The sequence below is a fragment of the Saccharopolyspora erythraea genome (assembly GCF_018141105.1).
Taxonomy (GTDB): domain Bacteria; phylum Actinomycetota; class Actinomycetes; order Mycobacteriales; family Pseudonocardiaceae; genus Saccharopolyspora_D; species Saccharopolyspora_D erythraea_A.
In genome coordinates, this window is the sequence record NZ_CP054839.1 from 6,898,242 (window position 1) to 6,911,786 (window position 13,545).

A 13,545-nucleotide genomic window follows, 5' to 3' on the forward strand; every position below is an offset into this window, starting at 1 on the left:
CCGGCGAGTCCCGGCAGGGCACCCTGAGGTTATTCAACAACCGTTGAAATCTTGGAGGATCGCGATGGAGCGAACGACGTGTTGCATCATCGGCGGCGGACCCGCCGGCATGGTCCTCGGACTGCTGCTGGCCAGGGCGGGCGTCGAGGTCACCGTCCTGGAGAAGCACAACGACTTCCTGCGCGACTTCCGCGGTGACACGGTGCACCCGACCACCCTGCAGCTCATGGACGACCTCGGGCTCGCCGAGCGGTTCGCCGAGCTGCCCCAGCGCAGGCTCCAGACCGTGCGCGTGCCCACCGGCCCCCAGGGACGGTTCCTGACGCTCGGCGACTTCCGGACGCTGCCGATCAAGTACAACTACATCGCCCTGGTGCCGCAGTGGGACTTCCTGGACATGCTGGCCGACGCGGCCAAGCAGGAACCCACCTTCCAGCTCCGGATGAACACCGAGGTCACCGACCTGGTCCGGGAGGGCGGCCGGGTCAACGGCGTGCGCTACCGCACCAGCGACGGCTCGACCGGGGAGCTGCGCGCCACCATCACCGTCGCCTGCGACGGCCGCAGGTCGCTCGTGCGCGACCTGCCGGAGCTGGGGCTGCACGACTTCCCCACCCCGATGGACGTGCGGTGGTTCCGGGTCCCGCGCCACACCGACGACCCCGCGGGGGCGATCGGCATGATCCGCCGGGGCTCGTTCACCGCGATGATCGACCGCGGCGACTACTTCCAGGTCGCCAACATCATCGCCAAGGACACCGACCCCGAGGACCGGGCCGGGCCGGTCGAGGCGTTCAACGAGCGGCTGCGCGCGAACATCCCGTGGCTCGGGGACCGGGATCTGGTGCGCGACTGGGACGACGTGAAACTGCTGCACGTCACGCTGGACCGGTTGCGCAAGTGGCACCTGCCGGGCCTGCTCGCCATCGGCGACGCCGCACACGCGATGTCACCGGTGGGCGGCATCGGCATCAACCTGGCCGTGCAGGACGCCGTCGCGGCGGCCCGCCACCTCGCCGTACCGCTGCGCGAGCGGCGCCTGCGGCGCGGGCACGTGGTGGCCGTCCAGCGCAGGCGCTGGCTCACCACCGCGCTGGTCCAGCGCCTCCAGCGCGCGATCCACGACAACGTCGTGGAACCGGCCCTGCGCGGGGAGATCGACTTCACCGACAGCATCCACCCGCCGCTGCCGCTGCGCGTGGCGAACAGGCTGCCCTGGCTGCGCAGGGTGCCCGCCTACCTGCTCGCGTACGGGGCGATGCGGGAGCGGCCGCCGCGGGCGTCGCTGCGCTGAGAACGCGGAGTCCGGGCCGCGGCTCCGATGCGGAGCCGCGGCCCGCCTGGTTCAGCCCTGCTGCACGGGGTTGGTCAGGGTGCCGAGGCCGTCGATGGAGACCGAGACCTTCTGGCCCGGCTGCATCGGGCCGACACCGGCCGGGGTGCCGGTGAGGATGACGTCACCGGGCAGCAGCGTCATGATCCGGGAGATCCACGAGACCAGCGCGCCGACGTCGTGCAGCAGCAGCGAGGTGCGGGCGTCCTGCCTGACCTCGCCGTCGAGCTCGGTGCGCAGCGCGAGGTCGGCGGGGTCGACGGTGGTGTCGATCCACGGTCCCAGCGGGCAGAACGTGTCGTAGCCCTTGGCCCGCGTCCACTGCCCGTCGGCCTTCTGCTGGTCGCGCGCGGTCACGTCGTTGGCGATCGTGTAGCCGAGCACGACGTCGGTGCCGCGCGCCTCTGGGACGTCCTTGCACGGCTGGCCGATCACGGCCGCCAGCTCGCCCTCGAAGTCCACCCGCTCGGAGTTGGCGGGCAGCTTGATCGGGACGTTGGGCCCGATCACCGAGGTGGAGGGCTTCATGAAGATCACCGGCGTCTCCGGCGCCTCACCGCCCATCTCCTTGGCGTGGTCGGCGTAGTTCTTGCCCACGCAGATCACCTTCGACGGCAGGATCGGGGCCAGCAGCCGGACGTCGGCCATCGGCCACCTGCGCCCGGTGAAGGTCGGGTCGCCGAACGGGTGCTGGTCGATCTCGACGGCGAGCACCTTCTCCTTCGGGGCGGCCGGATCCGGTTCGAGCGCGACGAACGACACCCCGTCGGAGTGGGCGACACGTGCCAGGCGCAAGGCAGGACCTCCGTAGTCAGTCAGTAGAACCGCGGCGCACGGACCCCTCAAGGGTCCCATGCGACCGATGTGGACCTCCCGGCCCCGCACGCGGCCGCCCGTCCTGGCACCGCTGACGCGGGGCGGAGCGGTAGCCGTGCCACGCGACGGCGGGCCGTGGCGGAAGCCGCTGCCCCGGTCAGGAGTTGTGCGAGGCGACCGCGTCGCGCCGCATGGCCTTGAACGCCAGCGCGTCGCACAGCGCCAGCCAGCTCGCCTCGACGATGCTGCCGTGCACGCCGACCGTGGTCCACTCCTGGTCGCCGTCGCGGGACTCGATGAGCACCCGGGTCACGGCCTCGGTGCCGTGGGTGTCGGTGAGGATGCGGACCTTGTAGTCGGCCAGCTCGACCGACTCCACCCACGGCAGGTGCGGCACCAGCGCCTTGCGCAGAGCGGCGTCGAGCGCGTTCACCGGGCCGTTGCCCTCAGCGGTGGCGATGACGCGTTCCTCCCCGACGTGGACCTTGACCGTCGCCTCCGACACCACCGAACCGTCCTGGGCGTGGTCGAGCAGGACCCGGTAGGACTCCAGCTCGAACGGCGCGTCGGGCGGGGCCTGCTCGCCCTCGGCGGCCGCGACCTCGCGGCGCAGCAGCAGTTCCAGTGAGGCGTCGGCGGCCTCGAACGACCACCCGCGCGCCTCCAGCTCCTTCACCCGCCGCACCGCGCCGGTGACCGCCTCCGGCGAGTCGCTGAGGTCCATGCCGAACTCGGCGCCCTTGAGCTCCAGGCTGGCCCGGCCGGCCATCTCGGTGACCAGCACCCGCATCCCGTTGCCCACCCGGGCGGGGTCGATGTGGTTGTAGAGCTCCGGGTCCACCTTGATCGCGCTGGCGTGCAGACCGGCCTTGTGCGCGAACGTGGACGTGCCCACGTAGGCCTGATGGGTGTCCGGCGCGAGGTTGGCGATCTCGGCGATCGCGTGCGAGACCCTGCTGAGCTCGGCGAGCCTGCCCTCCGGCAGCACCGGCATGTCGAGCTTGGTCGCGAGGTTGCCGATCACCGGGAACAGGTCGGCGTTGCCCGCCCGCTCTCCATAGCCGTTGGCGGTGCATTGCACGTGGGTGGCGCCGGCCTGCGCGGCGGCGACGGTGTTGGCGACGGCGCAGCCGGTGTCGTCCTGGCAGTGGATGCCGGCCCGGAAACCGGTGCGCGCCACGACCTCGGTGACCGTCTCCGCGAGCTGCGTCGGGAGCTGCCCGCCGTTGGTGTCGCACAGGACCACGACGTCGGCGCCCGCACCGGCCGCGGCTTCCAGGACCCGCAGCGACGTGTCCGGGTCGAAGGCGTAGCCGTCGAAGAAGTGCTCGGCGTCGAGGAAGACCCGGCGCCCCTCGCCGACCAGGAAGCGGACGGTGTCGGCGACCATCGCGCAGTTCTCGGCCACGTCGGTGCGCAACGCCCGCTCGATGTGCCTGCGGTCGGACTTGGCGACCAGCGTCACGACCGGTGCCTGGGAGTCGAGCAGCGCGCGCACCTGCGGGTCCTCGTGCGCCTGGGCGCCCGCGCGGCGGGTCGAGCCGAAGGCCACGAGCGCGGCGTGGCGCAGCTCGAGCTCGCCCGCGGCGGCGCGCTGGAAGAACTCGGTGTCCTTCGGCAGGGCACCGGGCCACCCGCCTTCGATGAAGCCGACCCCCAGCGAGTCCAGCAGCCTGGCCACGGCGATCTTGTCGGTGACCGAGTAGGAGATGCCTTCCCGCTGGGCGCCGTCGCGCAGGCTGGTGTCGTAGACGTGGAACTCGTCGCCCAGGGGGGTTCCTGCCGGAGTCGTGCGAGTCACTGGGGTCTCCCGTCGGCTTGGGGTGGAGGCGTTTCGAGGCACAAAAAAGACCCCCCGCGAATGCGAGAGGTCTGCGCGCCGGGGGTGCGGAGTCGTCACCCGGCGCGCTGGCCGATAATGATCGTGCTGTGGAAAGCCACGCCCGTATGCTGCCACATCCGGAATTCGAACCAAGCCCTGGGCCAGGAATCCCACTTCGTGGAACGACTGCGGTACTCGCACGCGGCTCTGAGTACGGCTCACACGGCCGCGATGGACTTCGGTTCACGAATCGATCGAATTCGCCGTTTCGATTCTCCAGTGAATTCCCGGATAGTCCCGGCGAACGTGCGGAACCGTGCTAATCGGACTCCGCGCGGCGTTTGACGGCGTCCAGCTTCCGGTCCCAGCTGGCGGCCAGCGCGGCCATCCAGCGCGCGGTGAGGTCCAGCGGCTCCGGCCGCACCGCGTAGCGGACCTCCCTGCCGTGCCTGCGGGAGACCACCAGCCCGGCCGCCTCCAGCACGCCGAGGTGCTTGACGACCGCCTGCCGCGACACCGGCAACTCGGCCGCCAGCTCCGTCGCGCTCGCCTCGCCCCGCTCGCCGAGGAGGTCCAGCAGCCGCCGCCGGGTGCGGTCCGACAGCGCCACCAGGACCTCGTCGACCCCGCCGCCGCGCTCGCTCACCCTCGCCGCTTCTCCGCGTTCTGCTTGACCTCGTCGATGACCTGCGCCCACCCACCGGTGTTGTCGTCCCAGGCGCCGCGCCGCTTCTGCTCGTCCAGCTCGAGCGCGGCGAAGCCGCTCTCCACCACCCGCAGCCGGGTGCCGTGCGCTTCCTCGGTCAGGGTGAACTCGACCAGCGTCGAGTTGCCCTCCACCGGCTCCTCACCCGGGAAGGCGCTGGCCCACCGGTAGGAGAGGCGTCGGCGCGGGTCGACCTTCTCGACGCGCTGCGGGAAGCTGCCGTACTCGTGGTGCTCGGACACCAGCAGCGCGCCCTCCTCCACCCGGGCGCCCGCCGGGTCCGCCTCCCCCAGCCAGAACGAGGGCTCGACCAGCTCCTGCCACACCCGCTCGACCGGTGCGGCGATCACGACCTCGCGTTCGATCCTGTCGGCGACCATGGCCGGCTCCTTACTCCTCGACTCCAGACGCAACCCCAGGGTTGCACGTGCCCGGAGGTGGCGCAACCCACCGGTTGCACCTCGTTGCGGAGAAAAGCGCCTCCCCCATGCCGGGGAAGGCGCTCTCCTGTCGTTTCGGCGTGCCGGACGCCGGGCCTCACGCCTGCTGAGCGACCTCGCGGGAGGAGACCAGCGCCGCGAGCCGGTCGCCGATGGCGAACGTCGCGCCCGGAGCCGAGTGGTCGCGGGTCGCGAGGTCGAACGCGACCGCGGCCTCGACCCTGCGGGCCGCCTCGGACTGGCCGACGTGGTCCAGCAGCAGCGCGACCGACAGCACCGCGGCGGTCGGGTCGGCCGTGCCCTGGCCCGCGATGTCGGGCGCGCTGCCGTGCACCGGCTCGAACATGCTCGGGTTGCGGCGGGTGGCGTCGATGTTGCCGCTGGCCGCCAGCCCGATGCCGCCGGTGACCGCCCCGGCGAGGTCGGTGATGATGTCGCCGAAGAGGTTGTCGGTGACGATGACGTCGAACCGCGACGGGTCGGTGACCATGTGGATCGTGGTGGCGTCCACGTGCTGGTAGGCGACGGTGACGTCCGGGTGCTGCAGCGACACCTCCTCGACCACGCGCGACCACAGCGACCCGGCGTGGGTCAGCACGTTGGTCTTGTGCACCAGCGTGAGGTGCTTGCGCGGCCGGGACGCCGCCCGCGCGAACGCGTCCCGCACGACGCGCTCCACGCCGAAGGCGGTGTTGATGCTGACCTCGGTGGCGATCTCGTGCGTGGTGTCCTTGCGCAGCAGGCCGCCGTTGCCCGCGTACGGGCCCTCGGTGCCCTCGCGGACCACGACCATGTCGATCTCACCCGGGTCCGAAACCGGGCTCTTCACGCCCGGGTACAGCCGCGCGGGGCGGAGGTTGACGTGGTGGTCCAGCTCGAAGCGCAGGCGCAGCAGCAGGCCGCGCTCCAGGATGCCGCTGGGCACCGACGGGTCGCCTACCGCGCCGAGCAGGATCGCGTCGTGCTGGCGGAGCTCACCCAGCACCGACTCCGGCAGGAGTTCCCCGGTGGCGTGCCAGCGAGCGGCTCCGAGGTCGTATCGAGTGATCTCGGTGTCGGGGACGACCTCACCGAGGACCTTGAGCGCCTCGGCCACCACCTCCGGCCCGATCCCGTCACCTGGGATCACAGCGAGCCGCATGTACACACCTCCCGAGTACCACCCCGACCCGCGGGGCTTTAACCATTGCGCCGAAGGCTACCGGCATCATCGCGACCCCAGGCACGCCGGACCCACCAAGTGGTTGATCTCTCCCGATTGGCGGGACACCCGGAAGGGTGCAACGTCCAGGCGCGAGCCCGTGTCCAGCGAAAAGCGGGGGGCCGCCGCACCGAATGCGACGGCCCCCGCAGCCCTCGTTGGCCCCTTCGGGTCGTTTTCCACCGGCCGAAGGGACGCGACGGCGGGTCCGGATGCCGGGACGACCGCCCCGCCGGGGCGCCCGGCCGGCCGCCGCGGGTGCGGCGGCTCCGGCCGGTGCGGCGGTCACTCGAAGGTGACGGCGCGGACCACGCGAGCGCCGACGGCGGCGCCGATCGGCTCCAGCACCCCCGCGTCGACCGGCCGGTCCACGCGCAGCAGCATGACGGCGTCGGAGCGCTCGGTGGTCTGGCTGACGGTCGCGGCCTCGATGTTCACCCCGACCTCGCCGAGCAGGGTGCCGACCTTGCCCATCACGCCCGGGCGGTCCGGGTACTCCAGCAGCAGCAGGTTGCCCTCGGCGCGCAGGTCGAAGTGCCTGCCGTTGACCTCGACGATCTTCTCGACCAGGTTGCGGCCGGTCAGCGCGCCGGAGACGACCGCGAAGCGGCCGTCGGGCAGGCCCGCGCGCACCGAGACGACGCTGCGGTGGTTCGGGCTCTCCGGCGAGGTCTGGAGCTCGACGTTGACCCCGAGCTCCTCGGCGAGCTGCGGCGCGTTGACGAAGGTGACCTGGTTCTCGACCGCACCGGAGAACACCCCGCGCAGCGCGGCGAGCTGGAGCACCGAGACGTCCTCGTCGGCGAGCTCGCCGCGGGCCTCCACGGTCACCGAGCTGGGCGTGGCGCCCAGCACCGCCGACAGCACCTGTCCCAGCTTCTGGGTCAGCGGCAGGTACGGGCGCACCTCCTCGCCGACGGCACCGCCCTGGACGTTGACCGCGTCCGGCACGAAGTCGCCGCGCAGCGCCAGCAGCACCGAGCGGGCGACGTCGGTGCCCGCGCGGTCCTGCGCCTCGGCCGTGGAGGCGCCCAGGTGCGGGGTGGCCACGACCTTGCTCAGCTCGAACAGCGGGCTGGAGGTCGTCGGCTCGGTCTTGTACACGTCGATGCCCGCGCCGCCGATGTGGCCGCTGCGGATGGCGTCGGCGAGCGCCTCCTCGTCGATCAGGCCGCCGCGCGCGGCGTTGACGACGAGCATGCCCTTCTTGGCGCGCTTGAGCTCCTCGGCGCCGATCAGGCCGAGCGTCTCGGCCGTCTTGGGCAGGTGGATGGAGATCGCGTCGGCGCGCTCCAGCAGCTCCTCCAGGCTGACCAGCTCGATGCCGAGCTGGGCGGCCCTGGCGGGCGACACGTAGGGGTCGTAGGCGATCAGCTCGGTGCCGAAGGCGGCGACCCGCTGGGCGAAGAGCTGGCCGATCTTGCCGAGCCCGACCACACCGACGGTCTTGCCGTTGAGCTCGACGCCGCTGAAGGAGCTGCGCTTCCACTCGCCGGCGCGCAGGCTCGCGTCGGCGGCGGCCACGTTGCGCGCGACGGCGAGCAGCAGGGCGACGGCGTGCTCGGCGGCGGAGACGATGTTGGAGGTGGGGGCGTTGACCACCATCACGCCGCGCTCGGTCGCGGCGGGCACCTCGACGTTGTCCAGCCCGACACCGGCGCGGGCCACGACCTTGAGCTGGGTGGTCGCGGCGAACACCTCCGCGTCGACCTTGGTGGCCGAGCGGACCAGGAGCGCGTCGGCGTCGCGGACGGCATCGAGCAGCGCCGGACGGTCGGTGCCGTCGACGTGGCGGATCTCGACCTCGTCTCCCAGTGCGTCGAGCACGGACGGGGCCAGCTTCTCGGCGATCAGGACGACAGGACGGCTTGCGTTGGTCACGGGCGCGCTCCAAAAAAAGATCACGGTCGAAGCAGGGCACGACGTTGTGCCCGGACGGTCGGGAAGTTTAACGGGAGTTTGAGAATCCGTTCACAAGGGTGTAGCCCGGATCACCGGACCGGAAGCGTCCCGGCCCGGGCCCGCTCGCCGAGATTGCCACGAATTGTCCGCCACCGCCGGGTGAATCGCTCACGGCTCGTCGAATTCGCCGTCCTTGGCACCCTCGACGAAGGCGTCCCACTCCTCGGGAGTGAACACCAGCACCGGCCCTTCCGGATCCGCGCCGTTGCGCATTCCGACGTAGCCGTCCACGAAGGCAACCTCGACGCCGGGCTCGTCGTCCTCTTCGGTGCTGGTGATCCACTCGGCATTGCCGAAGTCCAGCTTGTGCCTGATGTGCGCCTTGTCGTCGACGATCTCGTTCTGTTCGTTCACAGCGCGCACTCTATCGCTGACCCAACGCATCGCGATCGGGCGTTTGCGGGGCAATTTTTATGAAAGTTTTGCGTGATTCGACGCGACAGGTTGCGCTTTCAACGGTATGGAGCGCGGAGAAGGCAACAGCCCCGCACGGGCGGACTCGTGCGGGGCTGTGCGCGGCGTCGACGGACGGCACGAAACCTCGGTCGGCACCGATGTGGCAGTGCCGGAGCCGTCATCCGGCCGGAGGCCGGATGGTGCTTCGCACCGTCTGAAGCGCCGTCTGGCGCCTCGGATCAGGCTCCCTGCTGAGTCCAGGACATCAGGGACCGCAGCTTCTTGCCGACCTCTTCGATCTGGTGGGCGTTGCCCTGGTCCTGGAGCTTGTTGAAGTTCGGGCGGCCCGCCTCGTCCTCGGCCACCCACTCCTTGGCGAAGGTGCCGTCCTGGACCTCGGCGAGGATCTTGCGCATCGACTCCTTGACGTGGGCGTCGATCACGCGCGGACCGCGGGTGAGGTCGCCGTACTCTGCGGTGTCGCTGATGGAGTAGCGCTGGCCCGCGATGCCGCCCTCCCACATCAGGTCCACGATCAGCTTGAGCTCGTGCAGCACCTCGAAGTAGGCGATCTCCGGCTGGTAGCCGGCCTCGACCAGCACCTCGAAGCCGGTCTGCACCAGGGCGCTGGCACCGCCGCAGAGCACCGCCTGCTCACCGAACAGGTCGGTCTCGGTCTCCTCGGTGAAGGTCGTCCTGATGACGCCCGCCCGCGCACCGCCGATGCCCGCGGCGTAGGAGAGCGCCAGCGCCTGGGCGCCGCCCGAGGCGTCCTGCTCGACCGCGATCAGGCACGGCACGCCCTTGCCGTCGACGAACTGGCGGCGCACCAGGTGGCCCGGCCCCTTCGGGGCGACCATCGCGACATCCACATCGGACGGGGGCTTGATCAGGCCGTAGCGGATGTTGAACCCGTGGCCGAAGAACAGCGCGTCACCGCTCTTCAGGTTCGGCGCGATGTCGTCGGCGTAGATCTGGCGCTGCTTGGTGTCGGGCGCCAGGATCATGATCAGGTCGGCCTCGGCCGACGCCTCGGCCGGGGTGAGCACCCGCAGGCCCTCCTCCTCGGCCTTGGCGCGCGACTTGGAGCCCTCCGGCAGGCCGATCCGCACGTCCACCCCGGAGTCCCGCAGGCTCAGCGCGTGGGCGTGGCCCTGGCTGCCGTAGCCGATGACCGCGACCTTGCGGCCCTGGACGATCCCCAGGTCCGCGTCGGCGTCGTAGAAGATCTCAGTTGCCATGTTGGTTCAGTGTTCCTTTCGGGCGCCAAGAACGCCCGTTCACGGGTGTCCGCGCTGGCAGCGCGGACGCGGACAGTACGGATAGGAGGTAGTTGCGCGCGCCTCAGCGCGCGGCGGTGGCGGTGATGGAGCGCGGACCGCGGCCGATGGCGATCGACCCGGACTGCACCATCTCCCGGATCCCGTAGGGCTCCAGCATGCGCAGCAGCGCGTCGAGCTTGTCGGCGTCCCCGGTGGCCTCGATGGTCAGCGCCTCCGGTGAGACGTCGACCACCTTGGCCCGGAACAGCTGCACCGTCTCCAGGACCTGGCTGCGCACCGACGCGTCGGCGCGCACCTTGACCAGCAGGAGCTCCCGCTGCACCGAGGCCCCCGGCTCCAGCTCCACGATCTTGATCACGTTGATCAGCTTGTTGAGCTGCTTGGTGACCTGCTCCAGCGGCTGGTCCTCGACCGAGACCACGATCGTCATCCGGGAGATGTCGGGGTGCTCGGTCGGTCCCACGGCCAGGGACTCGATGTTGAAGCTGCGCCGGGAGAACAGCCCGGAGACCCTGGCCAGCACGCCGGGGACGTTCTCCACCAAGACGCTGAGCGTGTGTCGGCTCATCGGCGCCTCACCCCTCGTCCTCGTCGAACAGCGGGCGGATGCCGCGCGCCGCCATGATCTCGTCGTTGCCGGTTCCGGCCGCCACCATCGGCCACACCTGCGCGTCCTTGCCCACCACGAAGTCGATCACGACGGGTCGGTCGTTGATCTCCATCGCCCGCTGGATGACGCTGTCGACGTCCTCTTTGGACTCGCATCGCAGCCCGGCGCCGCCGAGCGCCTCGGCCAGCAGCTTAAAGTCCGGGATGCGGTGCTTGTGGGTGCCGAGGTCACTGTGTGAGTAGCGCTCGGCGTAGAACAGGTTCTGCCACTGACGGACCATACCCAGGTTGCCGTTGTTGATGACCGCCACCTTGATGGGCAGGTCCTCGATGGCGCAGGTCGCCAGCTCCTGGTTGGTCATCTGGAAGCAGCCGTCGCCGTCGATGGCCCAGACCGTCCGGTCGGGCATGCCCGCCTTGGCGCCCATCGCGGCGGGCACCGCGTAGCCCATGGTGCCCAGGCCGCCCGAGTTGAGCCAGGTGCGCGGGTTCTCGTAGCCGATGAACTGCGCCGCCCACATCTGGTGCTGGCCGACGCCCGCGGTGTAGACCGCCTCCGGGCCGGCGATCTTGCCCAGCCGCTCGATGACGTACTCCGGCGAGAGGCTGCCGTCGGCGGGCTCCTCGTAACCCAGCGCGAAGGTGTCGCGCCAGTGCCGCAGCTGCTCCCACCACGGGTCGAGGTCGGCGGTGCCGTGCTCCTCGGTCGCTGCCCCCACGGCGTCGATCAGCTCGGTGATGACGTCCTTGCAGTCGCCGACGATCGGCACGTCGGCGTTGCGGTTCTTGGAGATCTCGGCCGGGTCGATGTCGGCGTGCACGACCTTGGCCTCGGGGGCGAAGGACGAGAGCTGGCCGGTGACCCGGTCGTCGAACCGGGTGCCGAGCGCGATCAGCAGGTCGGCGCGCTGCATCGCGGCCACGGCGGCGACCGTGCCGTGCATGCCCGGCATGCCCAGGTGCTGCGGGTGCGAGTCGGGGAACGCGCCGCGGGCCATCAGCGTGGTCACGACCGGGATGCCGGTGCGCTCGGCGAGGCTGCGCAGCTCGGCGGTGGCCTCGGCCTTGAGCACGCCGCCACCGACGTAGAGCACCGGCCTGCGGGCCGCGGTGATCAGCTTGGCCGCCTCGCGGACCTGCTTGCCGTGCGGCTTGCTGGTCGGGCGGTAGCCGGGCAGCTTCATCTCCGGCGGCCAGGTGAACGACGTCGTGCTCTGCTGGACGTCCTTGGGGATGTCCACCAGAACCGGGCCGGGGCGGCCGCTGTTGGCGATGTAGAACGCCTCGGCGATGGTGCGCGGGATGTCCTCGGGCGAGGTGACCAGGAAGTTGTGCTTGGTGATCGGCAGCGTGATGCCGCAGATGTCGGCTTCCTGGAAGGCGTCGGTACCGATCAGCGAGGTGCTCTGCTGGCCGGTGATCGCCACGACCGGGACCGAGTCCATGTGCGCGTCGGCGAGCGGGGTGACCAGGTTGGTCGCGCCGGGGCCGGAGGTCGCCATGCAGACGCCGACCTTGCCGGTGGCCTGGGCGTACCCGGTGGCGGCGTGGCCCGCGCCCTGCTCGTGGCGGACCAGCACGTGGCGGACCTTGGTCGAGTCGAGCAGCGGGTCGTAGGACGGGAGGATCGTGCCGCCGGGAATTCCGAAGACCACCTCGCAGCCCACGGCCTCGAGCGAGCGGACCAGCGCCTGCGCGCCGGTGAGCTTCACCGGAGCACCGCTGGGCGGGGCGGGTTTGGGACGTTGTCCGGGCGGGGGAGCCGGGACCGGGCTCTGCCTGGTGTTGGCGCTGGTCATCGGATCTGCCTCTTGGTCGACAGGACGGGTCGGAGATGGGGCCGGGCACGAAAAAACCCCCGCAGACCAGACGTTGGTCTTACGAGGGTCGGCGCGTCGACGGTGTGAACTTCCTAGGCGTCGACGCGCCAGGAAATTACGAGAAGGTCGATCAGTCGCTGCATGTCCTGGACGTTAACGGCAACGACGTAGCCGCGTCAAACCATGCGGGACACTTCTCCCAGATCCTGGACGCGCGTTCCTCCTGACGGGTCCCGGGGCCGGGGCCGAAACCGCAGGTGAGACGATCCGATCGTGAGCGATTCCGCAGCCGGGCAGGAGCCCGGGAACCCCACGAACGAAGACGAGAGAGCTCGGTCACAGGACGGTCCTTCGTCGTTGACCTACCGCATCACACCGGTCTCCCTGCTGGCCGCGCTGACCGTCCTGATCGGCGTGACTCCGGTGGCGTGGACGGCCGGCCCGTGGGCGCTGTCGCTCTACCTCATCCCGCTTGCGCTGGTCGTCTGGGTGCTGCGCACCCGCACCACGATCGACGCGACGCACATCACCGCCCGCCGTGTGCTGGGCAGCACCCGGATCGGCTGGGACGAGATCGCGTCCTTCCGGCTCGACGAGCGCCGGTGGCTGCGCGCGGTGCTGAACTCGGGCAAGGAGGTCGTGCTGCCCGCCGTGCGGGTGCGCGACCTGCCCAGGCTCGCCGCGGTCAGCGGCGGCCGGATCCCGGATCTCACGGAGCGGACGGCCGGGGACGCCGACGCCGAGGCGTCGCCGGAGGCGGCGGAGCCGCAGGCCGACGCGGCAGCGTCGCCGGAGGCGGAGACCGCCGAGGCGACCGGGGAGCCGGAGGCGAGCCGGGAGGCGGGAACGCCGTCGGGCGCGGAGGCCGCGGCGTCGCCGCAGGCGGCGCCGGCGTCCGCGGCGGAGCCGAAGGCGGAGGGCGGCGAGGCCCCGGCGGAGCCGGGCCAGCAGCGGCCGTCATCGGAATCCGGGACGACCTCCCGCGAGAAGACGGAGTAATCTCGCGTCCACCGCGACTTCCCTCGCCGACCAGGGCTCGCCCTGCGCCCGGCGCCACGAGTGAACAGCTCGGCCGAGGAGCGAGGACTCACGGGCCGGCACCGCCCGGCCCATCGCCGACGAGTCGGCAATCCGCCGCACCACCCCGCCGCCCGCGG

General features: G+C 71.1%; 12 protein-coding genes. 2 read left to right on the forward strand and 10 right to left on the reverse strand.

Translation table 11 applies throughout. From position 1 onward, the window contains the following. The first annotated feature begins 64 nt into the window (after positions 1-64). Positions 65-1,294 (forward strand): FAD-dependent oxidoreductase, encoded by a 1,230-nt coding sequence (locus tag HUO13_RS30825; RefSeq protein WP_211898438.1) that lies wholly within the window; start codon positions 65-67, stop codon positions 1,292-1,294. 51 nt (positions 1,295-1,345) lie between these two features. Here HUO13_RS30825 and HUO13_RS30830 read toward each other — a convergent pair whose 3' ends face one another. The 10 genes from HUO13_RS30830 to HUO13_RS30875 all read right to left on the reverse strand — a co-directional run bounded on the left by HUO13_RS30830 (position 1,346) and on the right by HUO13_RS30875 (position 12,367). Next, positions 1,346-2,128, reverse strand: a complete 783-nt coding sequence (locus HUO13_RS30830) for a fumarylacetoacetate hydrolase family protein (RefSeq protein WP_211898439.1) — start codon at positions 2,126-2,128, stop codon at positions 1,346-1,348. Positions 2,129-2,306: 178 nt separating this feature from the next. Continuing rightward, the gene (gene cimA / locus HUO13_RS30835; protein ID WP_211898440.1) at positions 2,307-3,950 is read right to left on the reverse strand and encodes a citramalate synthase; all 1,644 of its coding nucleotides are present in this window, start codon (positions 3,948-3,950) and stop codon (positions 2,307-2,309) included. A gap of 340 nt (positions 3,951-4,290) precedes the next feature. Beyond that, on the reverse strand, positions 4,291-4,617 hold the full coding sequence (locus HUO13_RS30840) for an ArsR/SmtB family transcription factor (RefSeq protein WP_211898441.1): 327 nt from the start codon (positions 4,615-4,617) through the stop codon (positions 4,291-4,293). Next, a complete protein-coding gene (locus HUO13_RS30845; RefSeq protein WP_211898442.1) occupies positions 4,614-5,057 on the reverse strand; it encodes an SRPBCC domain-containing protein in 444 nt (147 codons plus the stop codon). The genes HUO13_RS30840 and HUO13_RS30845 overlap by 4 nt, the downstream gene beginning before the upstream one ends. Positions 5,058-5,214: 157 nt before the next feature. Continuing rightward, positions 5,215-6,258: a 3-isopropylmalate dehydrogenase gene (locus HUO13_RS30850; RefSeq protein ID WP_211898443.1), complete on the reverse strand. Its 1,044-nt coding sequence runs from the start codon at positions 6,256-6,258 to the stop codon at positions 5,215-5,217. Positions 6,259-6,603: 345 nt separating this feature from the next. Continuing rightward, complete coding sequence (serA, locus tag HUO13_RS30855) at positions 6,604-8,199, reverse strand: phosphoglycerate dehydrogenase (protein ID WP_211898444.1); 1,596 nt, start codon at positions 8,197-8,199, stop codon at positions 6,604-6,606. 189 nt (positions 8,200-8,388) lie between these two features. Further along, positions 8,389-8,634: a DUF397 domain-containing protein gene (locus tag HUO13_RS30860; RefSeq protein ID WP_211898445.1), complete on the reverse strand. Its 246-nt coding sequence runs from the start codon at positions 8,632-8,634 to the stop codon at positions 8,389-8,391. Positions 8,635-8,915: 281 nt separating this feature from the next. Further along, positions 8,916-9,917: a ketol-acid reductoisomerase gene (ilvC, locus tag HUO13_RS30865; RefSeq protein WP_211898446.1), complete on the reverse strand. Its 1,002-nt coding sequence runs from the start codon at positions 9,915-9,917 to the stop codon at positions 8,916-8,918. A 103-nt stretch (positions 9,918-10,020) separates the two neighbouring features. Continuing rightward, positions 10,021-10,527, reverse strand: coding sequence for an acetolactate synthase small subunit (gene ilvN / locus HUO13_RS30870; RefSeq protein ID WP_211898447.1), 507 nt, complete (start codon positions 10,525-10,527; stop codon positions 10,021-10,023). 7 nt (positions 10,528-10,534) lie between these two features. Next, complete coding sequence (locus HUO13_RS30875; RefSeq protein WP_211898448.1) at positions 10,535-12,367, reverse strand: acetolactate synthase large subunit; 1,833 nt, start codon at positions 12,365-12,367, stop codon at positions 10,535-10,537. 378 nt (positions 12,368-12,745) lie between these two features. Here HUO13_RS30875 and HUO13_RS30880 point away from each other — a divergent pair, with 378 nt between their 5' ends. Next, entirely contained in the window at positions 12,746-13,387 is a 642-nt protein-coding gene (locus HUO13_RS30880; RefSeq protein WP_211898449.1) for a PH domain-containing protein, read from the forward strand. Positions 13,388-13,545 lie beyond the last annotated feature (158 nt).